General features: G+C 73.4%; 6 protein-coding genes. All 6 read right to left on the bottom strand.

Going from position 1 to position 25399, the window contains the following annotated elements; translation table 11 throughout:
* On the bottom strand, positions 1-9026 hold a 9026-nt coding region (locus ACIQGV_RS36985; protein ID WP_402503212.1), incomplete at its 3' end, for a type I polyketide synthase.
* 300 nt (positions 9027-9326) lie between these two features.
* The gene (locus ACIQGV_RS36980) at positions 9327-20828 is read right to left on the bottom strand and encodes an SDR family NAD(P)-dependent oxidoreductase (RefSeq protein ID WP_402503210.1); all 11502 of its coding nucleotides are present in this window, start codon (positions 20826-20828) and stop codon (positions 9327-9329) included.
* Positions 20829-21030: 202 nt separating this feature from the next.
* Complete coding sequence (locus tag ACIQGV_RS36975; RefSeq protein ID WP_402503208.1) at positions 21031-22719, bottom strand: glycoside hydrolase family 1 protein; 1689 nt, start codon at positions 22717-22719, stop codon at positions 21031-21033.
* A gap of 218 nt (positions 22720-22937) precedes the next feature.
* Positions 22938-24116 (bottom strand): macrolide family glycosyltransferase, encoded by a 1179-nt coding sequence (locus ACIQGV_RS36970; protein WP_402503205.1) that lies wholly within the window; start codon positions 24114-24116, stop codon positions 22938-22940.
* Positions 24117-24210: 94 nt separating this feature from the next.
* Positions 24211-24726 carry a DinB family protein gene (locus tag ACIQGV_RS36965; RefSeq protein WP_402503202.1) on the bottom strand — a complete coding sequence of 172 codons (516 nt, stop codon included), beginning with the start codon at positions 24724-24726 and terminating at the stop codon, positions 24211-24213.
* Between the two features lie 156 nt (positions 24727-24882).
* Positions 24883-25398, bottom strand: a complete 516-nt coding sequence (locus tag ACIQGV_RS36960; RefSeq protein WP_402503201.1) for a DUF3291 domain-containing protein — start codon at positions 25396-25398, stop codon at positions 24883-24885.
* Position 25399: the final 1 nt, after the last annotated feature.

Below are 25399 nucleotides of genomic sequence, written 5' to 3'. Positions count from 1 at the left end.
CCGACCCGCACCACCCGCACACCGTCCGGCACATCGACAGGCCCGGCGACGGCAGCATTCGCCACCCGCTCCCACTCCACCCGGAACAACGACTCATGCACCCCCCGCACACCCGCCAGCTGCCCCACCGACACCGCACGCAGCACCAGCGAACCCACCGACGCCACCAGAGCACCGGCCTCATCGGTGACCGTCAACGACACCGCACCCTCACCCACCGGCACCACCCGCACCCGCACCACACGGCACCCACCACGCACCACCCGCACCCCCGACCACGAGAACGGCAGGGCGACATCAGTGGCGTCGGCGGCGGGCGTCGCGTCGCCGAGACCGAGGACGTGCAGGCAGGCGTCGAACAGGGCCGGGTGCAGACCGTAGGACTCGGGGTCGGTGAGGCCGTCGTCGGGAAGCGCGACCTCGGCGTACAGCTCGGCGCCCGCGGACCAGGCGCCGCGCAGACCCCGGAACCGGGGGCCGTACACCACACCGTCGCCGTCGCCGAGCGTCGTGTAGAAACCGTCGACGTCCAGAGGACGGGCGTACGGCGGCGGCCATGCGGTGTCCCCGGCGGCCGGTACGGCGATGCCGGTGTCATCGGCCGGAGCCAGCACACCCCGCGCGTGCAGCGACCACTCCACCGCACCCACGTCCGCACCCGCGTCCTCGGCCCGCGCATACACACTCACCGCACGCCGCGCACCCTCGTCCTCCGCATCGGCCACCACCTGCACCACCACCGCACCACGCTCCGGCAGCACCAGCGGCGCCTGCAACGTCAGCTCCTCCACCACACCACAACCCAGCCGCTCCCCCGCCCGCCCCACCAGCTCCACAAAACCGGTGCCCGGGAACAGGACGGCTCCGGCGACCGTGTGGTCGGCGAGCCACGGCTGGTCCGCCAGGGACAGCCGGCCCGTCATCACCAGACCGCGTCCCTCGGGGAGTTCCACGGCCGCGCCGAGCAGCGGATGCCCGGTGGCGCGGACGCCGGCCGGGGCGGCCGTACGGGGAGCGCGGGCGGCCTCGGTCCAGAAGCGGCGCCGCTGGAAGGGATAGGTCGGCAGACCGGCGGTGTGCGGTACCGGCTGCTCCGGGCGGGCGGACAGGGCGGCGAAGTACGCCTCCCAGTCGACATCGGTGCCGAACAGGTGCGCTGCGGCGACGGCATCGGTCAGGGTGCGCACCTCGTCGCGGTCCCGGCGCATCGCCGAGGCCAGGCCGAGGGCGCGGTCCCCGCTCAGGCATGCCTCGGCCAGGGGGGCGAGCACGGTGTCGGGGCCCAGTTCCAGCAGCATGCCGGTGCCGAGGTCCTCCAGGTGACGCACGCTGTCGGCGAACCGTACGGCCTGTCGTGCGTGCCGCACCCAGTACTCGGCGCAGGCCACGTCCCGGGCGTCGGTGACTCCGGGGGTGACACCGGAGACGAACACCGGGCGGGTACCGGCGCCCTCGGCGGCGTCGGGGGCCGGGCAGCGCAGCGGCAGCCGTCGCAGCTCGGCGCGGAACTCGTCGAGCATCGGCTCCATCAGCGGCGAGTGGAAGGCGTGCGAGACACGCAGCCGCTTCACCCGCCGTCCCTCCGCCTGCCACATGCCGGCGAGTTCCAGCACGGCGTACTTGTCGCCGGACATGACCACGGACGACGGCCCGTTCACGGCGGCGATGCCGACCTGGTCGGTGCGGTCGGCGAGCCGGGCGGCGACCTCGTCCTCGGTGGCCTGTACGGCGACCATGGCACCGCCGACCGGCAGCGCCTGCATCAGCCGGCCACGCACCGCCACCAGCCGCGCCGCGTCCGCCAGATCCAGCATCCCCGCCACATGCGCGGCAGCGATCTCACCCACCGAATGACCGGCCACCACATCCGGCCGCACCCCCAGCGACTCCATCAGCCGGAACAGCGCCACCTCCACCGCGAACAACGCCGGCTGCGCGAACTCCGTACGCTCCAGCACCTCCGCGTCCTCACCCCACAGCACCTCCGTGAGCGAGGTGCCCAGCAGCGGTGCGAGGTGGTCGTCGATCTCGTCGAGGGCCTCGGCGAACGCCGGGAAGGCGCCGTACAGGTCACGGCCCATGCCCGGCCGCTGGCTGCCCTGTCCGGTGAAGAGCACGGCCAGCGGTCCGCCGGTGTGCCCGGTGACGGTGACGCCGGGGTGCGGCCGGCCCTCGGCGAGAGCGCGCAGGCCCTCGACGGTCCGGTCCGGCTGCTGGGCGTGCACCACGGCACGGCGGGCGAAGTGGGTGCGGCGGACGGCCGCCGTGTACGCGGCGCCGGGCAGGGCGTGCCGGGGCCCGGCGGCCAGCCAGTCGGCCCAGCGTCCGGCCTGGGCCCGCAGGGCCGCCTCGTCGCGGCCGGACAGCAGCAACGGCAGTCCCGTTGCGGGTGTGTCCGGGATGCCGGGCTCCTGCGGGCCGGGGACCGGGGGTGCCTCCTCAAGGACGAGATGGGCGTTGGTGCCGCTCAGGCCGAAGGAGGACACCCCGGCGCGGCGAGGGCGGCCGGCGTCGCGGTGCCACGGGCGCGGCCGGTGCAGCAGTTCCAGTCCGCTGCCGTCCCACTGGATGTGCGGGCTGGGCTCGTCGGCGTGGAGGGTCCTGGGCAGGGTGTCGTGCTGGAGGGCGAGGATCATCTTCATCACGCCGACGACACCGGCGGCGGCCTGCGCGTGTCCGATGTTCGACTTCGACGACCCCAGCCACAGCGGCCGTTCGGCCGTGCGCTCCGGCCCGAAGACGCCGGCCAGGGCGCCTGCCTCGATGGGGTCGCCGAGCGGGGTGCCGGTGCCGTGCGCCTCGACGGCGTCGATGTCGGCGGGGGTGAGCCGGGACGCGGCCAGCGCGTCCCGGATCACGCGCTGCTGGGCGGGCCCGTTGGGGGCGGTCAGGCCCTGGCTGCGGCCGTCCTGGTTGACCGCCGAGCCGCGGATGACCGCGAGCACCCGGTCGCCGTCGCGTTCGGCGTCCGCCAGCCGCTTCAGGACCAGGACACCGGCGCCCTCGGCCCACCCGGCGCCGTCGGCGGCGGCCGAGAAGGACTTGCAGCGGCCGTCGGGCGCCATGCCCTTGAGCCGGGAGAACTCCACGAACAGCGACGGTCCCGCCATCACGGTCACCCCGCCCGCGACAGCGAGTTCGCACTCGCCCGAGCGCAGGGCGCCCGCGGCGAGGTGCAGGGCGACCAGGGAGGAGGAGCAGGCGGTGTCGACGGTGACCGCCGGGCCCTGGAGCCCGAGCGCGTAGGAGACACGGCCGGAGACGACACTGGCGGCGTTGCCGGTGCCGACGTATCCGTCGAGGGCGTCGAGGTCGTCACCGGGGCGGACGTAGTCGGAGCCCATGGTGCCCAGGTACACGCCGGTACGGCTGGCGCGCAGGGTGTCGGGGCGGATGCCCGCCCGCTCCAGCGCTTCCCAGGACGTCTCCAGCACGAGCCGCTGCTGCGGGTCCATCGCCTGGGCCTCGCGCGGGGAGATCCCGAAGAACTCGGCGTCGAAGTCCTCGACGCCGTCGAGGAAACCGCCCGTGCGGGCGTAGCTCTTGCCGGTCGCGGCCGGGTCGGGGTCGTACAGGTCCAGGTGGCTCCAGCGCTCCGGGAGGTCACCGACGGCGTCGCCGTGTTCTGCGGTCAGCAGGTCCCAGAAGCCTTCCGGGGTGTCGATGCCGCCGGGCAGCCGGCAGGCCATGGACACCACGGCGACCGCGTCGTCGCCCGGCCGTGCGTGTCCGCCCGCCGCCGCCCCGGCACCGCCTGCCTCGGGGCTGTCGGAGGGGAACAGCAGGCCGTCGAGGAACGCGGCGACCGCCGTGCACGTGGGGTGGTCGAAGGCGAGGGTGGCGGGAAGCGTCAGACCGGTCTGCGCGCACAGCCGGCGGCGCAGTTCGACCGCCATGAGGGAGTCCAGCCCCAGATCCTTCAGGACCAGGTCCGCGCCCACCGCGTCCTGCCCGGTGCGGCCGAGGACCACGCCCGCCTCGCGCTGCGCCAGCCGCGTCAGCGATGCCTGCCGGGCCGGGCCGGGCAGCGTCGCGAGCCGTTCGCGCAGCGTCGCGGGCGTTCCGGCGCCGTCCGTGCGCGGGCGCGGTGCGACCAGCCGGTGCAGCAGCGGCGGCAGCGCGCCCCGGTCGTCGGCTCGGCGGCGCAGCCGTCCCGGTTCGAGCCGGACGGGGACGAGATGGGCCTGCGGCCGGGCCAGCGCCGTGTCCAGCAGCCGCAGGGCGTGCCGGGCGGGCATCGCGGCGATGCCGTGACGGCGCATCCGGGACAGCTCCGCCTGCCCCAGGCGGGCGGTCATGCCGATGCCCTGCTGCTGCCACAGTCCCCAGGACAGGCTCACCGCGGCGCGGCCGCCGGCGGCGCGGTGCGCGGCGAGCGCGTCCAGGAAGGTGTTCGCGGCGGCGTAGGTGGACTGGCCCGCGCTGCCGAACACCCCGGCGACCGAGGAGAACAGCACGAACGCGGCGAGGTCCAGGTCCTCGGTCAGCTCGTGCAGGTGCAGCGCGCCGAGGGCCTTCGGCGCCAGTACCGCGGACAGCCGTGCACCGTCCTGGCCGGCCAGCAGACCGTCGTCGAGGACGCCCGCGAGATGGAAGACACCCGTCCACGGCAGCTCGTCCGTGCTGTCCAGCAGGGCCTCGGTCTGCTGCCGGTCGGCGACGTCGCAGGCCACGAGACGTACGGACTCGGCGCCCGCGGCGGTGAGTTCACCGACCAGTTCCCCGGCGCCGGGCGCTGCGTCCCCGCTCCGGGAGGTCAGCACCAGGTGCCGTACGCCGTGCTCGCGCACCAGATGCCCGGCCAGCGTCCGGCCCAGCTCGCCCGTGCCGCCGGTGACCAGCACCCGGCCGGCGGACAGCGGGCGCGGTGCCCGCGGGGCGGACGGCGCGGACGCGGCGGCCCGCACCAGCCGGGGTACGAGCATGCCTCCGTCGCGCAGCGCGATCTCCGGCTCGTCCGCCGCGGCCAGGGCGTGCCCGAGGGCGGCGCGATCTGCGGCCGTGCCCCCGAGGTCGACGAGCCGCACGGCCCGCTCGGTGTGCTCGCTGCGCGCCGTGCGCAGCAGACCCCACAGCGGGGCCTGTGCCAGCCCCGCCACCCGGTCGCCGTCCACGGCGGCCGTGCTGCGGCACGTCACCCACACCAGCTCCGCCTTCTCCAGGCGGGATTCGGCGAGCAGCGACCGGAGCAGTTCCAGATGCCGCGTCGCCGTCTCCAGCGGTCCGGCGTCGGCCGTGGCGTCGACGAGCAGCCGCCGCGGCGGGCGTTCCCGCTCCAGCAGCTCCGGCAGCCGGTCGGGGCCGGCCGCGAAGACCCGTGCCCCCAGTTCCTCGGCGAGCCGGCCGTCACCGCCCAGCACCCAGACGTCGTCCCCGGCCGAGGCGGCGCCCGCTGCCCGCAGCGGCTGGAACACCACCTGGTACAGGTGGTCCACGGGCCCTTCGGCGCGTACCTGCTCCGCCGTCGCCTCCCGCAGCCGCAGCCTGCGCACCGAGCCGACCGGGTCCCCCGCCCCGTCGGCCACCTGGACCGCCGCGCCGGTGCCGTCGGCGTCCAGCCGCAGCCGCACCCGCAGGGTGCCGCCCGCCTCGGCGCGCGCCTCCACCCCGTTCCATTCGAACGGCAGCGCCACGGTCGCCCGGTCCGCACCGTCCCGCCCCCGCACGGCAGCCAGTGTGTGCAGGGCCGCGTCCGTCAGGGCCGGATGCAGACCGTGGCCACCGGGCTCCATGCCCTCGGGCAGCCGGACGAGCCCGTACGCGGTGTCGCCCTTGCGCCACAGCTCGGTCAGGCCGCGGAAGGCGGGGCCGTAGTCGATGCCTCCGTCGGCGAACCGCTCGTACACCTCGTCGAGTTCGACGCGCTCGGCACCGGCCACGGGCCAGGCGCGGAGCTCGGCGAAAGCGGCCGGGTCCGGCTCGGAGCCCTGCCTCTCGCCCAGGGTCCCGGAGGCGTGCTCCGTCCACTCGGTCTGCGCGCCCTCCCGACGGCTGTAAATGCGCACGCCGCGCGCACCGCCGCCGTCCGCGGCACCGACGATGACCTGGAGCGCGACCTCGCCGCTCTCGTCACCGTCACCGCCGGGCAGCCGCAGCGGCTCCAGCAGCGTCAGCTGCTCGACCGTGCCCGCACCGGCCTGCCGCGCCGCGGCCAGGGCCAGGTCGAGCAGGCCGGTCCCCGGCAGCAGCACGGTGTCGAAGACCGCGTGGTCCTTCAGCCACGGGTCCTCGGCGAGCGACACCCCGCCCGTCAGTACCTGCCCCTCACCGTCCGCCAGCACCGTCGCGTCCCGCAGCCAGGGATGTCCCACCGTTCCCGCGCCCGCCCCCGCACGGCGGCCCGCGCCGGACGGCACGGTGGCCTCGCGCCAGTAGCGCTCGCGCTGGAAGGCGTAGGTGGGGAGGGGAAGGAGGGAGCCGGTGGGCAGCACCTTGTCCCAGTCCAGCTGGTGGCCCTGGACGTGGAGCAGGCCCAGGTTGCGCAGGAGCTGGGCGTGGGTGCCGTGGTTGCGGGCGAGCGAGCCGACGACGATACCGCCGCGCTCGGCGCTGCCGTCGGTCAGGGGCATCGACAGCACCGGGTGGGCGGAGATCTCGACGAAGACCGTGTGCCCGTCGTCGAGAAGTTTGGTGAGGGCGCGGTCGAAGCGGACCGGCTCGCGCAGGTTGCGGCACCAGTAACCGCCGTCCAGCTCGATGCCGGTGGCGACCTCACTGGTCACCGTCGAGTAGAGGGGGATCTGTGCCGTCTGCGGCGTGAGGTTCTCGAACTCTGCCGCCAGGCCCGGCAGGAGCGGGTCCATCTGGGCGTTGTGGGAGGCGTAGTCCACATTGATCTTGCGGGCGTAGACGTCCTTGGCCTGGAGCTCGGTGACGATCTGCCCGATCGCCGAAGCCTCACCGGAGATGATCGTCGAACCGGCCGTGTTCACGGCCGCGACCGACAGGGCCTCCCCGTAGGGGGCGAGGAACTCCTCCACCTGGGCGACGGGGCGCTCGATCAGCGCCATCCCGCCCTGCCCGGCACACGCCAAGACGGCCCGGGAACGGGCCGCGACGATCTGCGCACCCTGCTCCAGGGTGAGCGCCCCGCTGACCACCGCCGCGACGACCTCGCCCTGCGAGTGACCCACCACCGCGGCGGGCTCCACGCCCAGCGAGCGCCACAGCGCCGACAGGGCCACACCCATCGCGAACAGGGCCGGCTGGACCACGTCGACCCGGTCGAAGGGCGGGTGCTCGCCCTCCTCGCCGGCCAGGACCTCCCGCACCGACCAGCCGGTGAACGGGCGCAGCGCCGCGTCACACGCCTCCACCGTCTCCCGGAACACACCGCTGGTGGCGAGGAGTTCACGGCCCATGCCCACCCACTGCGAACCCTGGCCCGGGTAGACGAACACGACCTTCCCGCGCCGCTGGGCGGCACCGGTCACCACCGCGTCATGAGCACGACCCTCGGCAAGGGCCTCCAGCGCCTCCACGAGGGTGGCCGTGTCCGCCGCGACGACACTCGCCCGCGACTCGAAGTGCGTACGGTGCCGGGCCGCCGTGACGGCGACGTCGGCCAGGGCCACGTCCTCGCGGGCGGACAGCCAGGACGCCCAGCGCCCCGCCTGCTCCCGCACCGCAGCCTCGTCACGCCCCGACACCACCACCGGCACCGGACCGACGACCTCGCCGGACAGCCCGGGTTCCCGGACCGGGGCCTCCTCCAGGACGACGTGGGCGTTGGTGCCGCTCAGCCCGAACGACGACACACCCGCACGACGCGGACGCGCGGCGTCCCGCTCCCAGGTGCGGGCCTCGTCGAGCAGAGCCAGTCCGCTGCCGTCCCACTGGATGTGCGGGCTCGGCTCGCCGACGTGGAGGGTCCTGGGCAGGAGGCCGTTCTGGAGAGCGAGCACCATCTTGATCACACCGACCACACCGGCAGCAGCCTGCGCATGCCCGATGTTCGACTTCGACGAACCCAGCCAGACCGGAGCACCGGCATCCCGCCCCGGACCGAACACCTCGGCCAGCGCACCCGCCTCGATCGGATCACCCAACGACGTCCCCGTGCCGTGCGCCTCGATCGCATCGATGTCCCCCGGAACCAGCCGCGCCGCGGCCAGCGCATCCCGGATCACCCGCTGCTGCGACGGACCGTTCGGAGCCGTCAGACCCTGACTGCGCCCGTCCTGGTTCACCGCCGAACCCCGGATCACCGCCAGCACCCGGTCCCCGTCACGCTCCGCCACCGACAGCCGCTTCAGGACCAGGACACCCACGCCCTCCGCCCAGCCCGCACCGTCCGCAGCGGCCGAGAAAGACTTGCAGCGCCCGTCCGCCGCCATCCCCTTCAACCGCGAGAACTCCACGAACAACGACGGCGCACTCATCACCGTCACACCACCGGCAAGAGCCAGCTCACACTCCCCCTGCCGCAACGCCTGCACCGCCAGATGCACCGCCACCAACGACGACGAACACGCCGTGTCCACCGTGATCGCAGGACCCTGAAGCCCCAGCGTGTACGACACCCGGCCCGACACCACACTCGACGCCTTGCCCGTACTCACATAACCGTCGAGCGCATCCAGATCACGGCCCAGATCCCCGTAATCCGAACTCATCGTCCCCAGATACACACCCGTACGGCTCTCACCCAGCGAATCCGGACGCACCCCCGCACGCTCCAGCGCCTCCCACGACGCCTCCAGCACCAGCCGCTGCTGCGGATCCATCGACAGCGCCTCACGCGGCGAGATCCCGAAGAACGCGGCATCAAAACCCTCCACGCCCTCGATGAACCCGCCCTCACGGGCGTAGCTCTTGCCCACCGCCTCCGGATCGGCGTCGTACAGGTCAAGACCCCGCCACCGCTCGGGCAGCCCGCCGACCGCGTCGCCGCCGCAGGCCAGCAGCTCCCAGAACCCCTCCGGGCTGTCGATACCACCGGGCAGCCGGCACGCCATCGACACCACCGCGACCGGCTCACGCAACCGCGCCTGACGCACCTCAAGATCCGCCGCACGCTTCTGCAACGCACGAATCGCAGGAAGAGCAGCTTCCATCCGGTCCTGGTTCGACATCGACATCGACATTTCCAGCCCTTTCGGAATCCCGACCCTTCGAGGGACCCTACGGCGGGGAGTCGAGGGGCGGAATTTTCCTCGAACAGCCCTCAAGCGAACCTCTGCTTCAGCGTCAATCCGAATGGAATCGACGATGAGGATCGCTCAATTCCGCATTCCTGAAAAAGGGCGCCGAATTCGGGGACGAAGAAGATGCCGGAAAAAGGGGAAGGCCCCCGGTGTTCCGGGGGCCTTCCGGTGGAGCCGGGGTCAGTCGAGGTCGAGGCCCGACGCCTCCAGCAGCGCGTTGAGCTCCGCGTTGATGTCGTCCAGGGACCGCTCTCCCCCGGACCCGGCGTCCTCGGCCCAGCTCGGCAGGGACTCCGTGTCGTCGCCGGCCGCGGTGCCGGAGGCCGGGGCGGACCCCGTGGCCGAGGGCAGGTCCATACGGGTCAGGACCAGCCGGGCGATGTGCTCGGGGGTCGGGTAGTCGAAGGCGAGGGTCGCGGGCAGCGACAGGCCGGTCTCCGAGGAGAGACGGCGGCGCAGTTCGACCGCCATCAGCGAGTCGAGGCCCAGGTCCTTGAGCACCTGCTGCGGGGCGAGCGTCCCGGCGCCGGAGAGGCCCAGCACCGTGGCGACCTCGCGCAGCACCACCTCCGTGACCAGCTCCGTGCGCTGCTCCTCGGCCGCTGCGAGCAGCCGCTCGCGCAGACCTGCGGTGCCACCCGTGCCGTCGCCGGAGCCGGATCCGGAACCGCCGACCGCACGGCGCAGCCGGGCCCGTACGAGCGCCCGGAACAGGGCGGGCACGTCGCCTCCCTGGTCGGCGTCCCGCTGTACGGACCGCAGGTCGAGCAGCACGGGCACGAAGTCGCCGGCCGGGCGGGCCAGCACCGTGTCCAGCAGCGCCAGCCCCTGGTCGAAGGGCAGCGGGGCGATGCCCTGGCGGCGCATCCGCTCCAGCTCGACCGTGCCCAGGTGGGAGGTCATGCCGACGCCTGCCTGGTGCCACAGCCCCCAGGCGAGGCTGGTGGCCGGGCGGCCCTCGGCGCGCCTCCGGGCGGCGAACGCGTCGAGGTAGGCGTTGGCGGATCCGTAGATGCTCTGCCCCGCCGTGCCGACGGTGCCAGCGGCGGAGGAGAACAGCACGAAGGCCGCCAGGTCCAGGTCACGGGTGAGCTCGTCCAGGTGGTGGACGCCCGTGACCTTCGGGGCCATCACGCGGGAGAGCCGCCGCGCGTCCTGGCCGAGGAGGACACCGTCGTCCAGGACTCCCGCGAGGTGCAGGACCGCAGTCCACGGGCGGCCCTGCGCAGCGTCACGGAGCACCTGCGCCACGTCATCGCGCCGAGAGACATCACAGGCCACCACTCGTACGCATCGCGCACCTTCTTCTTCCAGTTCGTGGATGAGTTCGGCGGCGCCGGGGGCGTCCGTCCCGCGCCGTGAGGTCAGCACCAGGTGCCGCACACCGTGGTGGCGGACCAGGTGGCGTGCGGTCTCCCGGCCCAGCTCGCCGGTACCGCCGGTGATGAGCACCACGCCCTCGGGGTCGAGGGCCCGTACCGCGGCTCCGTCGTCGTCCGCGGCGGCCCGCACCAGGCGGGCGGCCCGCACCTCGCCGTCCCGGACGGCCAGTTCGGGTTCGCCGGTGACCGCGAGGGCGCGGGCGAGCGCGTCCCGGTCGGCGTCGTCCGGGCCGAGGTCGACCAGGCGCAGCGCGCGCTCGGGGTGCTCGGCCCGTGCGGACCTGACCAGGCCCCACAGGGGCGCGTACGGCAGTCCGCCGAGGGTGTCGCCGGGCGCGGCGGCGACGCTGCCGCGCGTCACCCACACCAGTTCCGTGTCCGTGAGCCGCTCGTCGGACAGCAGCTCCTGGAGCTGCGCCAGGGCGAACTCGGTCGCCCGGTAGGCGGCCTCGGGCGCGCTGTCGAAGGGGGGCCGTCCGGTGGCGTCGACGACGATCCGGGCAGGAGCGTCCGGGCCCGCGGCGAGCCGCGCGGTCAGGGCCTCCCCGTCCGCGAGCGCCGGTACGCCCAGCAGTCCGGCGACCAGGCCCGTGCCTGTGAGCACCGCGTCCGCGACCGGGCCCGGCACCGTGGGGGCCGTGACCTGCTGGAACTCCAGGCGGTGCAGTCCGTCGGCGCCGCCGCGCGCGGCCCGCAGCTGCCCGGCCGTCGCCCGGCGCAGATGCAGCGCCCCGATCCGTACGACGGGCCCGCCGGCCGGGTCGCAGGCCCACACCCGGATCTCCTGGCCGCCCTCGGCGCCTTCGGTGCCGGCGGACACGTCGATCCGTACGCGCAGTTCACCGCCGCCCGCCGCGTGCAGGTCGACGTCGCTCCATTCGAACGGCAGCAGCGCGCCCGGGGCCTCCTCGCGGGCCACGCCCTTCATCACGTGCAGGGCGGTGTCCAGCAGCGCGGGATGCAGCAGGAACTCGGCTCCGGCGGAGGGGTCCGGCAGGCGGACGAGGCCGTAGGCGGTGTCGCCCTTGCGCCACAGCTCGGTCAGGCCGCGGAACACCGGGCCGTAGTCGATGCCCTGTGCGGCGAACCGGTCGTAGAAACCGTCGAGTCCGACCCGTTCCGCACCCGGCACCGGCCACTGCGCCAGCTCGCCGAAGCCCGAGGTGTCCGGATCGGCGGCGGACCCGGCCAGCTCACCGGACGCGTGCTGCGTCCATTCGGTGGGCGCGGTCTCGGGGCTGCTGTGGACGGTGATCGTCCGGCGGCCCGAGGTGTCCGGTGCGCCGACGGTGATCTGGATCCGTACGGCGTCGTCGATCACCAGCGGTTCGGCCAGTGTCAGCTGGGCGACCCCGGCCGCGCCCGCCTCGTGCGCGGCGGCGGTGGCCAGTTCCAGCAGTCCCGTGCCGGGCACGATGACCGATCCGAAGACCGTGTGGTCCGTGAGCCAGGGCTGCTCGGCGAGCGACAGCCGCCCGGTGATCAGATGGCCCTCGCCGTCGGCCAGCGGCGTCACCGCACCGATCCACGGGTGCGTGGAGGCGTCCAGGCCGAGCGATCCGGCGTCGCCGTTCGTCCTCGGTACGTCCGCCCAGTACAGCTCGCGCTGGAAGGCGTAGGTCGGCAGCGGGAGGACCGTGCCGGTGCCCAGCACCTTGTCCCAGTCGAGTGTGTGGCCCTGGACGTGCAGCAGACCCAGGTTGCGCAGCAGCCGGGCCGTGCCACCGGCCCGTCGGCTGAGCGAGCCGACGACGATGCCGCCGCGCTCGGCGCTGCCGTCGGTCAGCGGCATGGACAGCACGGGGTGGGCGGAGATCTCGACGAGGACCGTGTGGCCGTCGTCGAGGAGCCTGTTCAGGGCGCGGTCGAAGCGGACGGGCTCGCGCAGGTTGCGGCACCAGTACGTGCCGTCGAGCTCCGTGCCGGTGGCGGTCTCACCGGTCACCGTCGAGTAGAAGGCGATGTCCGCGGTCTGCGGGGTGAGGTGTTCGAACTGGGAGGCCAGGCCCGGCAGGAGGGGGTCCATCTGGGCGTTGTGGGAGGCGTAGTCCACATTGATCTTGCGGGCGTAGACGTCCTTGGCCTGGAGTTCGGTGACGATCCCGGCGATGGCGTCCGCCTGTCCCGAGATCACGGTGGACCCTGCGGTGTTGACGGCCGCGACCGACAGGGCGTCGCCGTAGGGGGCGAGGAACTCCTCCACCTGGGCGACGGGGCGTTCGATCAGGGCCATGCCGCCCTGACCGGCGCACGCGAGGACCGCCTGCGAGCGCGCCGCGACGATCTGGGCACCCTGCTCCAGCGACACCGCCCCGCTGACGACCGCCGCGACGACCTCGCCCTGCGAGTGACCCACCACCGCGGCGGGCTCCACACCGAGGGAGCGCCACAGCGCCGACAGGGCCACACCCATCGCGAAGAGGGCCGGCTGGACCACGTCGACGCGGTCGAAGGGCGGGTGGTCTCCCTCCTCACCGGCCAGGACCTCCCGCACCGACCAGCCGGTGAAGGGACGCAGTGCCGCGTCGCACGCTGCGACCGTCTCCCGGAACACCGGGCTCTCGGCGAGGAGTTCACGGCCCATGCCGACCCACTGCGAGCCCTGGCCCGGGTAGACGAAGACGACCTTCCCGCGCCGCTCGGCCGTCCCCGTGACCACCGCGTCGTGCGCCTCACCGGCGGCCAGCGCCTCCAGCGCCTCCACCAGCTCGGCCGTACCGGCGGCCACGACGCTCGCCCGCGACTCGAAGTGCGTACGGTGCCGGGCCGCCGTGACGGCGACATCGGCCAGGGCCACGTCCTCGCGGCCGGACAGCCAGGACGCCCAGCGCCCCGCCTGCTCCCGCACCGCAGCCTCGTCGCGCCCCGACACCACCACCGGCACCGGACCGGCGGCCTCTTCGGGAACGGGCTCGGAGACGGGCGGCTCCTCCACGATCACGTGGGCGTTGGTGCCGCTCAGACCGAACGACGACACACCCGCACGACGCGGACGCGCGGCGTCCCGCTGCCACGGTTCGAGTTCGTCGACGACACGGACCGGGAGGTCGTCCCAGGCGATGTTCGGGTTGCGGGGGCTGCTGTTGAGGGTCGCGGGCAGCGCGTCGTGGCGGAAGGAGGCGAGGACCTTGCAGACGCCCGCGATGCCGGCCGCCGACTCCAGGTGGCCGATGACGCTCTTGGCCGTGCCGAGGCCGAGTTCGTGACCCGGTGCCCGGCCCTCGCCGTAGACGGCGGCCAGGGCCTGCACCTCGATGGGGTCGCCCAGGGAGGTGCCGGTGCCGTGGCACTCGACGTAGTCGACGTCGGCGGAGGTGAGTCCGGCCGAGGCGAGGGCGGTGCGGATGACCTTCTGCTGGGAGGAGCCGTTGGGGGCGGTGATGCCGCTGCTGGCGCCGTCGTGGTTGACGGCGGTCGCCCGGATCACGCCGAGCACGGTGCGGTTCTGGGCCACGGCGTCGGACAGCCGCATCAGCGCGATCACGCCGACGCCCTCGCCGCGTCCGTAGCCGTCGGCCTCGGCGGAGAACGTCTTGCTGCGGCCGTCGGGCGCGAGCGCGTGGGAACGGCTGAGGGCCACGAACGCGCCAGGGTCGGCGAGGACCTGCACGCCGCCCGCGAGGGCCAGTTCGCACTCGTCGGAGCGCAGCGCCTCGCAGGCCAGGTGCAGGGCGACGAGGGAGGAGGAGCAGGCAGTGTCGACGGACAGCGCCGGTCCCTGGAGACCGAGGTGGTAGGAGAGCCGGCCGGCGTTGAAGCTGGGCAGGGTGCCGGTCAGGGTGTAGGTGTCGGCGGTGCCGCCCTGCCGGTGCTTGCCGTACTCGCCGACGCCCGCGCCGACGAAGACGCCGGTGGTGCTGTCGCGCAGGTCGCGCGGGCGGATGCCGGCGTTCTCCAGGGAGTTCCAGGCGGCCTCCAGCAGCAGCCGGTGCTGCGGGTCCATCGGTTCGGCCTCGCGGGGGCTGATGCCGAAGAACGCGGCGTCGAAGTGGGCCACGTCGCCGAGGAAGGAGGCGTGGCGGGTGTAGGTGCGGCCCTCGGCGTCGGGGTCGGGGTCGTAGTGGGCGTCGACGTCGAAGCGGTCGGCGGGCACGGTGGTGACCGTGTCGCGGCCCTCGGCGAGGACCTGCCAGAGGCTGTCGAGGTCGTGGGCGTCGCCGGGCATGCGCAGGCCGACGCCGACGACGGCGAGGGGTTCGTCGGCGGGGCGGCGGCTGCCGGTGTCCGCCGCCGGTGCGGTCTGCGGGGCGGGGGCGAGTTCGGTGAGCAGCCAGCGGGTGGCGGCGGCCAGGTTCGGATGGTCGAAGACGAGGGTCCTCGGGGTGAGGACGCCGGTGCGCTGCTGGACGCGGACACTGAAGTCGACGGACATCATGGAGTCGAAGCCGAGATCCTTGAAGCCGCGCTCGGGGTCGAGGGCCTCGGGGTCCTTCGCGCCGAGGACGGCGGCGGCCTCGACGGCCAGCAGACGGCGCACATGGTCGGCGCGGGCGTCCTCGGGCAGTTCGAGAAGGGTGGCGCGCAGCGGTGTGCCGGTCTCGGCGGGGCCGGCGTCCGCCAGGGCGCGGGCGGCCTCGGGGACCGTGCGCAGGAAGGGCCGGTCGCGGCCTTCGGTGTAGGCGGTGGCGGCGCGGGTCCAGTCGATACCGGCGACGAGGGCGGTGGGGCCCCGGTCGAGGACGGCGTCCAGGGCGTCCAGCGCGTGCGGCGCGGGCATGGGTTCGAGGCCGATGCGGCGCAGCTGGGTCTCGGCGGCGCCGTGGGTCATGCCGCCGTCGGCCCAGGGGCCCCAGGCGACGGAGACGGCGGGCAGTCCGGCGGCGCGGCGGCGGACGGCGAGGGCGTCGAGGGCGGCGTTGGCGGCGGCGTAGTTGGCCTGGCCGAGGTTGCCGAGGACACCGACGACGGAGGAGTAGAGCACGAACGCGTCGAGGTCGAGGCCGCGGGTGAGCTCGTCCAGGTGGAGGGCCGCGGTGAGCTTGGGTGCGGCGGCGGCGGCGAGGGACTCGGCGTCCTGGCCGTCGAGCAGCCGGTCGTCGAGCAGGCCCGCGGTGTGGAAGACGGCGCGCAGCGGGGCCTCGTCCCGTCCGAGGGTGTCGATGAGGGCGGCGAGCTGCTGCCGGTCGGTGACGTCGCAGGCGGTGAGGGTGACGCGGGCTCCCAGCGCTTCGAGGTCGGCGGTGAGTGCGGCGGCGCCGTCGGTGGCGGGGCCGCGCCGGGAGGCGAGGACGAGGTGTTCGGCGCCCCGTTCGGCGAGGCGGCGGGCGAGGTGACCGGCGAGGGCTCCGCTGCCGCCGGTGACGAGGACGGTGCCGCGCGGGGTGAAGGGGTGGGCGGTGGCCTGCGGTGCGGCGCGGCGCAGCCGGCGGACCAGGCGTCCGGAGGGGCGTACCGCGACGTGTTCCTCGGCGGTGGGTGTGCCGTGCGCGGCGAGGGTGGCGAGCAGCTGGCGCAGTTCGCTCTCGCCGGGGTCGGCGGGCAGGTCGACGAGTCCGCCCCAGCGGGAGGCGTGTTCGAGGGCGACGACGTGGCCGAGGCCCCAGGTCTGGGCCTGGGCGGGGTCGGGGGCGTGGTCGGTGGGGTGAGCGGAGACGGCGCTCTCGGTGAGGAACCACAGCGGGGCCCGTACGTCGGTGTCGGCGAGGGCCTGCGCGAGGGTGAGGCTGTGCACGGCGTCGGCGGTCGTGCCGGGTCCGGTGGTGCCAGCGGCGGTGAGGGCGAGGACGCCGGTGAGGGTGTCGTCGCCGAGGGCCTCGGTCAGGGCGGCGATCATGGCGGCGCAGGCGGGGCGGTCGGCGCCGGTGGTCAGGATGTGGGGGCGGGCTCCGGCGCTCGCGACGGTGGCGGCGAGGCGTTCGGCGCGGGCGGCGGCGACGGCGGGGGCGGCGATCAGCCAGTGTCCGTGCAGGGCGGGCGTGGTGCGTGCGACGGCGGAGGGCTCCCAGGTCTCCTCGTAGATCCAGTCGGCGATGCGGCCCGTGCGGTCCTGCTGTGCACGCCAGGCGGCGAGGTGGGGCAGGAGCGCGGCGACGGCGTCGGCGTCGGCGCCGCCGAGGAGTTCGGACAGTCTCGCGGTCTCGCCGCTGCCGACGGCGTCCCAGAAGGCGTCCTCGGTCCGGCTGCGTCCGCGGGTGCCGGAGCGTTCGTCGCGGGTGGTCTCCAGCCAGTGGTGCTCGCGCTGGAAGGCATAGGTGGGCAGGGCGACGGCCCGGCCCCCGGCCAGCACCCGGTCGAAAGCGAGATCCTCACCCGCCACATGCAGCGCGGCAAGCGCACGCACCAGCGTGCGGACCTCGTCCACGGCATCACCGTCGGAACGCGGAGCACGCTGGGAGGCGACGAACACCGCCTCCCTCTCCACACACCCGGCACCCATCGCCGACAGCACCGCCGCCGGACCGCACTCCAGATACCGCGCGATACCGGAATCCTCCAGCGTGCGCACCGCGTCCAGGAACCGCACCGCCCCACGCACCTGACGCACCCAGTACCCCGGATCGGCCAGCTCCTCCACGCCCGCCCAGCCACCGGTCACCGTCGACACCAGCGGAATCTGCGGCGCCCGGACCGTGACCGTGGCGGCGACCTGCTCGTACTCGACGAGCATCGCGTCCATGTGCGGCGAATGGAAAGCATGCGACACCACCAGCGCACGCGTGCGGCGACCGGCCGCCGCGAAGTGCGCGACCACCGCCTCCACCGCCGCACGGTCACCACTGACCACCGTCTGCGCAGGCCCGTTCAGCCCGGCCACCGAGATCCGGCCCCCCACCGAGGCCAGCACCCCGGCCACCTCCGCCTCCGGCGCCTCCACCGACGCCATCGCGCCACCCGCCTCGCACGCCTGCATCAGCCGGCCCCGCGCCGCCACCAGCCGCGCCGCGTCCGCCAGATCCAGCACCCCCGCCACATGCGCGGCCGCCAGCTCACCCACCGAATGCCCCGCCACCGCGGCAGGCACGATCCCCCACGCCTGCCACAGGCGGAACAACGCCACCTCCACCGCGAACAGCCCCGGCTGAGCAAACTCCGTCTGATGCACCAGCTCCGCATCCGCACTGTCCCCGGCCGCGAACAGCACCGCCGACAACGGCACCCGCAGATGCGGATCCAGCGCGGCAGCCACCCCGTCGAACGCCTCCCGGAACTCCGGGAACACCCCGTACAGAGCACGCCCCATCCCCAGACGCTGACTGCCCTGACCCGTGAACAACACCCCCAGACCACCGGAGACAGCCACACCCTCCACCACATCCGGATGCGCCCGGCCCCCGGCCAGCGCCCGCAGGGCGACGACGGCCTCGGCGACGGAACCGGCGGTGACACCGGCCCGGTGCTCGAAGTGGGTGCGATGGTGGGCGGCGGTGTAGGCGGCGTCGAGGAGGTCGCCCTCAGCGGCGCCGTCGAGGCGGTCGGCGAGCAGGGCGGCGTTCGCGGCGCGGGCCTGTTCGGTCTTGCCGGACACGGGCAGGGTGAGGGGCGCGCGGCGGGCGGTGCGCTCCTGGCGGCCGTGCACGGCGTCCCAGTCGATGTCGTGTCCGTCGCACCACAGGCGTGCGGCGAGTTCCTCCAGGTCGCGGCGGGCGCTGCGGTCGCGGCGGCAGGTGGCGAGGGCCGCGGAGCGGGTGTCGCCGAGGTCGGTGAAGGTCCGCTCGACCGAGTGGCGGGCGACGGGGTGCGGGGCGATCTCGACGACGCGCAGTCCGCGGGTGGCGGCGGGGCGGGCGAGGGTGAGCGCGGTCACCGACTCCGCCAGAAGCATCGGTTCGCACATGTTGCGGGCCCAGTAGGCGGCGTCCAGGGCGGTGCCGTCGACAGGCTCGGCGAGCACGGTGGAGAAGAAGGGGACGGAGGTGGTGCGGGTGCGCACCGTGCCGAGGCGGCGGAGGAGTTCGGGGGCGAGGTCGCGCAGGGTGTCGCTGTGGGAGGCGTAGTCGATGTTGACGCGCAGGGTGCGGATGCCGCGTTCGGCGAGGTCGCGTTCGAGGGCGGCGACGGCGTCCAGGGGGCCGGACAGGCAGACCTGGCCGGGGGCGAGGTGCCCGGCGACGCTGATGCCGCGGGCGGTGTCGGCCGCCAGCTCGGCGGCCTCGTCGACGCCGAGGTCGCAGACGGTCAGGGCGCCGAGACCGGAGGCGCGTTCGGTGATCAGCGCGGACCAGGTGGTGATCAGGCGGGCGCCCTCGTCCAGGTCGAGTGCGCCGGCGACGACGGCCGCGGCGACCTCGCCGACGCTCTGTCCGAGCACGGTGTCGGGTTCCAGGCCCCAGGCGGTCAGGGTGCGGGCGAGGGCGATCTGCACGGAGAACAGCACGGGCTGGACGACGTCGGTGCGGTGCAGCCGGGAGCGGGTGTCGTCGGCGAGGAGTTCCTCGGTGACGGACCAGCCGGTGTACCGGCGTACGGCGTGGTCGCAGGCGTCCAGGGCGGTGCGGAAGGCGGGTTCGGCGAGCAGGTCGCGGCCCATGCCGGTCCACTGCGAGCCGTGGCCGGAGAAGAGGAAGGTGAGCGGGGGGCGTTCCCCGGTGCGGACCGGGCCCGCGAGGAGTCCGGCGGTGGTGCCGGTCACGGCGGCGACGGCACGGTGGCCGCCCCGCTCGTGGGCGGGAGCGCCGGAGGCGGTGGCGGTGGAGGCGAGGGCGGCGACGGTGTCGTGCAGTGTCTGCTCGCTGTCGGCGGCGACGGGCACGAGCGTACGGCGCCGGTAGGGGGCTTCCTCCAGGGCGACGTGGGCGTTGGTGCCGCCGAAGCCGAAGCCGCTGACGCCTGCGTAGCGGCGGGGGGCGGCGGGCCAGGGCTGGTGCTCGGCGACGACGCTGAGACGGTTGCGTTCGAAGTCGATGTGCGGGTTGGGCTCGTCGAAGTGCAGGCTCGCGGGAAGTTCGCCGTGGTGCAGGGCGAGGGCGGTCTTGAGCAGGCCGACGACACCGGCGGCGGGTTCCAGGTGGCCGAAGTTGGTCTTGGCGGAGCCCAGGCGCAGTGCTTCGGTGCGGCCTTCGGCGAAGACGGTGCCGAGTGCCTCCGCCTCCACGGGGTCGCCGAGGAGGGTGCCGGTGCCGTGCGCCTCGACGTAGGAGACGTCGCGGGGTTCCACTCCGGCGTCCTGCCAGGCGGCGCGTACGACGTCGACCTGGGCCTGCGGGTTGGGGGCGGTCAGTCCGTTGGAGGCGCCGTCGTTGTTGACGGCGGTGCCGCGGATGACGGCGTAGACGCGGTCCCCGGCGGCGAGTGCGTCGGACAGGCGGCGCAGGACGACGACGCCGCAGCCCTCGCCGCGGACGTATCCGCCGGCGCCGGCGTCGAAGGCGCGGCACTGGCCGTCGGGGTTCATGCCGCCGAACTTGGTCATGGCGACGGTGGTGTGCGGGTGCAGCATCACGTTGACGCCGCCGGCGAGGGCGAGGTCGCTCTCGCCGCGGCGCAGGCTCTGCACGGCGAGGTGGGTGGCGGTGAGGGAGGAGCTGCACGCGGTGGCGACGGCCATCACCGGGCCCTGGAGACCGAGGGTGTAGGCGATGCGGGCGGGGATGATCGAGTTGTCCCAGCCGACGGCGGAGTGGGTGCCGATGGCGTCCGGGTCGGCGCCGGTGGCCAGGTGGTACTCCTGCGCCATCGCGCCGAGGAACACGCCGGTGCGGCTGCCGGACAGGGAGCCGGGCACGATCCGGGCGTCCTCCAGGGCGGCCCAGGCGACCTCCAGCGCCATGCGCTGCTGGGGGTCCATGTGCCGGGCCTCGGCCGGGGAGATGCGGAACAGTTCGGCGTCGAAGCGGGAGATGTCGTCGAGGAAGCCGCCCCAGCGGGTGTTCATCCTGCCGGGTGCGCGGGGGTCGGGGTCCAGCCACTCGTGGACGTTCCAGCGGTCGGCGGGCACCTCACGGACCGCGTCCAGGCCGTCGGTGAGGGCCTGCCAGAGCTGCTCGGGGGTGTCGACGCCGCCGGGCAGCCGGCAGCCGAGGCCGACCACGGCGATCGGTTCGCCGTCGTCGGCGCGGACCCGGGCCGACGGGGTGGCGGGGGTGGTGGCGGCGCCGGTCAGATGGGCGGCGACGGCGGCGATCGTCGGGTACTGCCACACCACCCAGCCGGGTACGGGCCGGCCCAGGTGCTGCGAGAGGGCTGCGACGAGGGACACGATCCGCATCGAGTCCAGCCCGAGGTCGCGCAGGGGCCGGCCGGTGTCGACGGATTCGGGCGTGACCTCCAGCAGGGCTGCGACCGACGTCCGCAGGAAGGCCGTGACGTCCTCGGCGGAGGTCATGTCCTGGCCGGCGCCGCTGTTCACCTGGGCATAGCTCATCTGCTCATCCTCGAAGCTCGTCAAGCGCGTTGAAGCGCGTTGAAGCGGACCGGCGCCGGGCGGGGCACGCCCCGGGGTGCACGGTGCCCGTCCCAGCGTCGGCGGCCGCGCTGGAGACCGGGTGGAGCCGTGCCGCATCCGCCGCGCCCCGGTGCCGGTGCGGCACCCGGGCGCGGGGAGCGGGGGGCGGGGCGGGGTCGGGTCAGTCCTTGCGGGTGCCCGCCGGGGTCGCGGCGGGGGACGACGGTGCCGGGGTGCTGTCGCCGCCGGGCTCCGGGGTCAGCGGGCCGCTGCCGCCGTAGGCCGCGCGGACGGCGGGCGTCAGGGAGCGGGTGCGGGCGATCTCGGAGTAGACGGTCGCGGCCTCGGTGGGGATGCGCTCCATGGTGGTGCGGTCCACCCGGTACAGGCCGAAGCGGGCGCTGTAGCCCATCAGCCACTCGAAGTTGTCCATCAGGCTCCAGTGGTAGTAGCCGCGGACGTCGACGCCTTCGGCGCGCACCCGCTCGATCTGCTGGAGCGCGCGGACGGTGAACTCGGCGCGGCGCTTGCCGGACTCACTGGCGATGCCGGACTCGCTGACGACGAGCGGGACGCCGGGGAAGCGGGCGGCGAAGTCCTTGAGGACCGGGTAGAGGCCGTCGGGGTCGGACTCGTAGCCCATGGCGGGGACGAAGTACGACGGGTCGAGCAGCGGCAGACAGGGCGCGGCACCGCACACGTTGACGTCGATCACCGGCAGGGAGGGGGCCGCGCCGCCGGGGTCGGTGACGCCGGTGCGGTCGTACAGCTGGATGCCCAGCCAGTCCATCGTGCCCTTCCACTCGGGGTGGGCCTCGTCGGCGGTGCCGTCGAAGTCGGCGTCGAAGCTGCCGTTCTTCAGCGAGTTGAGGAAGTTCAGCTCGAAGAAGTAGCGGAAGCGGTCGCGGGCGGCGATGTCGCGCGGCTCGGTGCTGATCTTCCCGTCGCGGACGGCGATGTACTGCTTGACGCTGGCGGTCAGGCCGATGGCGGAGGCGCGGCCGTCGCCGTCGGCGTCGACGCGGTCGTAGCGCTTGACCGCCTTGTACATGGCGGCGTGGGCGTTGATGTACTGGCGGATGGCGGGCGCGAACTTGGTGGAGAAGTTGGTGGGCAGGTTGGCCTTGCCGGGCGGGCCCGCGCCGAAGGCGTGCGAGAACAGCATGTAGACCATGGGCTCGTTGACCGTGGCCCATTCGTCGACGCGGTCGCCGAAGCGTTCGGCGAGCAGCTTGGCGTGCTCGGCCATCTCCTTGACGACGAGGGGGCCGCCCTGGGGGTGGTCCAGGCCGCACAGGTTGGTGTCGGAGGGGCCGTTCGCGCAGCCGGCGTCCTCGGGGTTGTCGGCCCAGACGGGGTTGGCGAAGTGGTGGATGACGATCATCGGGCGTATGCCGCGGGCGAGGAGCGCGTCGATCTGGTCGCTGTAGTGGTCGAGCGCGGCCTCGTCGATCTGGTTGCGCCTGGGCTCCACGCGGGCCCATTCGATGCTGAACCGGTAGGAGTCGACGTTGAGGTCGTCGAGCAGGTCGACGTCCTCGATCGCCTTGCTGTAGCCCTTGACGCCGTCGCCGACGAACGGGCTGCGGCCCATGCCGTCCGGGGCGGGCTGGGTCCACTTGTACCAGTCGGTGTTGGGGTTCAGGTCCTCGATCTGCGTGGCGGAGCTGGACACGCCGAAGCGGAAGCTGCCCTTGCCCTTGGGGGCGGTCAGTGAGCCGGTCCGGGCGAATGTCTTGCCGCGGCGGGCCGCGGTGTCGGCGGCGGTGCCGGAGGAGTCGGTGCCGTTGTCCGTGCCGGCCATGGCGGCGACGGGGGTGAGCAGACCCAGGGTCAGGACCACGCCCGCGATCTTGAGAAGTCGCTTCACGGTGCCTTCCAGGTGAGAGACGGTTGGGATCACGGGTTGCTCCGCATGAGACATGAGGGCAGTCCCCCGCACGCTGACACCTTGGGCGCCGCCGCTCGAAGTCGGCTCGAACCTGACCTCAGCCGCCGTTCCGGGAGGCGGGCGGACATGGCCGAGGGGCCCGTGTCCCGGGAGCGGTGTCCCGGGGCGCGGGCCCCTCGGTGGTGTGAGCGGTGGGCTCAGCTGCGACCGGCGAGGAAGTTCTCGATGGCGTCGGCGGCGACGGCGGGTCCGTCGACGGCCTGCATGGAGGTGCTCAGGTCGCGCACCCGCTCGGCGACGGCGGCGTCGGCCGCGACCTGGTCGACGGCCGCGCGCAGGCTCTGCGCGGTGGTGTCGTCCTTGGCGAGGTGGCGGCCGAGGCCCAGTTCGTCGACGCGCAGGCCGTTGGCCTTCTGCTCGTTCATCTGCGGGATCACGACCATGGGCACGCCGTGGTAGAGCGCCTCCATGGTGGAGTTCATGCCGCCGTGGGTGACGAACACCCGGGCGTGCCGCAGCACGTCGAGCTGCGGCACGTGCCGGCGGACGTCGATGTGGGCGGGCAGGTCGCCGAGCGCGGCCGGGTCCATGTGGTCGCCGACGGCCATGACGACGTCCCACTCGGAGTCGCGGAACGCCTCGACGGCCGCGTGGAAGAACTCCGGCCAGCCGGTGGCGGCCGTGCCGAGGGAGACCAGCAGCACGGGTCGCTCACCGGAGGGCTGCCAGCTGCCCTGGAACGAGCGGTCGCCCAGGCACGGTCCGGCGAAGACGAACCGCTCGTCGAACGTGTCGCCGTCGTAGTGGAACTGACGGGGCATGAAGACGATGCCGAGCTTCTCGATGCCCTGGAAGAAGCCCATCGGGTCGGCGGGCAGGCCGAACTCCGGCAGCAGCGCCGTCAACTTCCCGATCATGTCCATGACCTGGGGGTCGGAGTACTCGGCGAGCGGGAACTTCTCCTGGATGTTGAACTGCTCGTTCCACGCGTACGACGGGAACAGCCGGACCACCGGGATGTCGTTCTTCGCGGCGTGGAAACGGGCTCCCCACGCCATGAAGTCGTGCGCGATGACATCCGGCCGGTTCTTCTCGTAGAACGGCCCCACCTGCTCGACGAGGGACGTCGCCTCGTTCAGACAGCGCAGCCCCTCTCCGGCATTCGCCTCGGCCGTGTAAGGACTCCGGTAGAAATCACCGAAGACCGATTCGTAGACGACCGGTTCCGCGCCTACGCCGGTCACCGCCGGAACGAAATGTTCCGTCACCGTGCAGGTGACCCGGTGACCGCGCTTCACCAGTTCTTCCACGACCCCCAGCGTGGGATTCACATGGCCGATCGCCGGGAAGTTGAAAAAGGCGATGTGAGACGACATGAGCTCTCTCCTCCGAGGCGCATCAGACGCTGCGGGCGAATTCCTGATTCACCGTAGCAGCGCCCCGGAGCGATGCGAACCGGAGTGCGGCGGCCTAGAAGGGAACGTGCTTCCCGAGTGCCACCCGCAGGCAGCCGACCTGGCCGCAGTGGTAGGCGTCGTGCATCTGGATGATGGCGAGCGCCTTGCCGAGGTTCTTCAGCCGGTCGTCGCCGAACGGCTCCAGCGGGGACTCCTTGTCCAGGTCGGAAGGGGTCAGACCGGCCACGAACTCGCGCATGCGGGCATGCACGGCCTTGTAGAGGTCGATCATCTCCTCCAGCGACGGGCCGATGGACCAGTCCTGGTTGTCGTTGCCGGCGTAGCGGCGCGAGAACTCCTCCGTGACCAGTGACTCCGTGCCCTGGTGCAGGGTGGAGAAGTAGTCCGTGGAGCAGGTCAGATGCCCGAGGAACCACACCAGCGGCTTGTGCGGGGCCGGCGCGAGACGGGCGGACGCGTCGTCGAAGTCCTCCGCGAGCTGCAGGACCATGCCGTGGGCGAGGTCGAAGCTGTGCAGGAAGTGGTCGGTGAGGGACTGCGGCGGGGCGGCCTCGATGGTCGCGGTCATGTACCGGACTCCTCTCGGTTGTTTTCAAGCGTTCTTCAGGCATGTTGCCAAGGAATTCTCGAATCCCCCTCGAATCGGTTTCGAGCGGTCCTCGAAGGATTCTCAAGTGGTTCTCAAGCGGTTCTTGAGCAGATCTCAGGAGATTTCTGGACGATCTCACTCACCGGGCGACGCGAATGCGCTCGGTCCGGGATCCCGTACGGCCGCGAGCCGAACCCGGGATTCCTCGAACGTGGGAAGTTCGGTGGTCTCCTCGGAAACCCAGTGCGTACCCTCCCAGTCGAACATGAGCTCTTTCACCCGGCGTGCCGCCGCCATGTGCGGCTCCGATTTCATGAAACCGCGCAGAGCCGCCTCGTCCTCCCAGATGCTGAGGCTGCGGGTGCTGTTGAAATTGTTCTCGGAAATAGCGAGGGAAACGGCCAGCAGTCCGGGCCGCACATACAGTTCCTTGAGAATCGCCTCGTTCAGCTGGATGGCCACCGGCTCGTGTCCCGGTTTCGGCCAGCCGACCGAGGTCGCTATCAGATGACGGCCGCGCAGCGGTTCGCGCAGCAGTCCCGTCTCCGGGTCCACCGCGGGGCCCGCCCACGGGGCCACCACGTTCAGGTCGGACTCGTCCCCGTCGGCGAACTCCTGCAGCGTGGTGGGGATCGGTCGGCTGTCCGCCATG

It is taken from the genome of Streptomyces sp. NPDC093094 (assembly GCF_044754345.1).
GTDB lineage: Bacteria > Actinomycetota > Actinomycetes > Streptomycetales > Streptomycetaceae > Streptomyces.
This window is presented reverse-complemented; position numbering and strand designations above follow the sequence as displayed.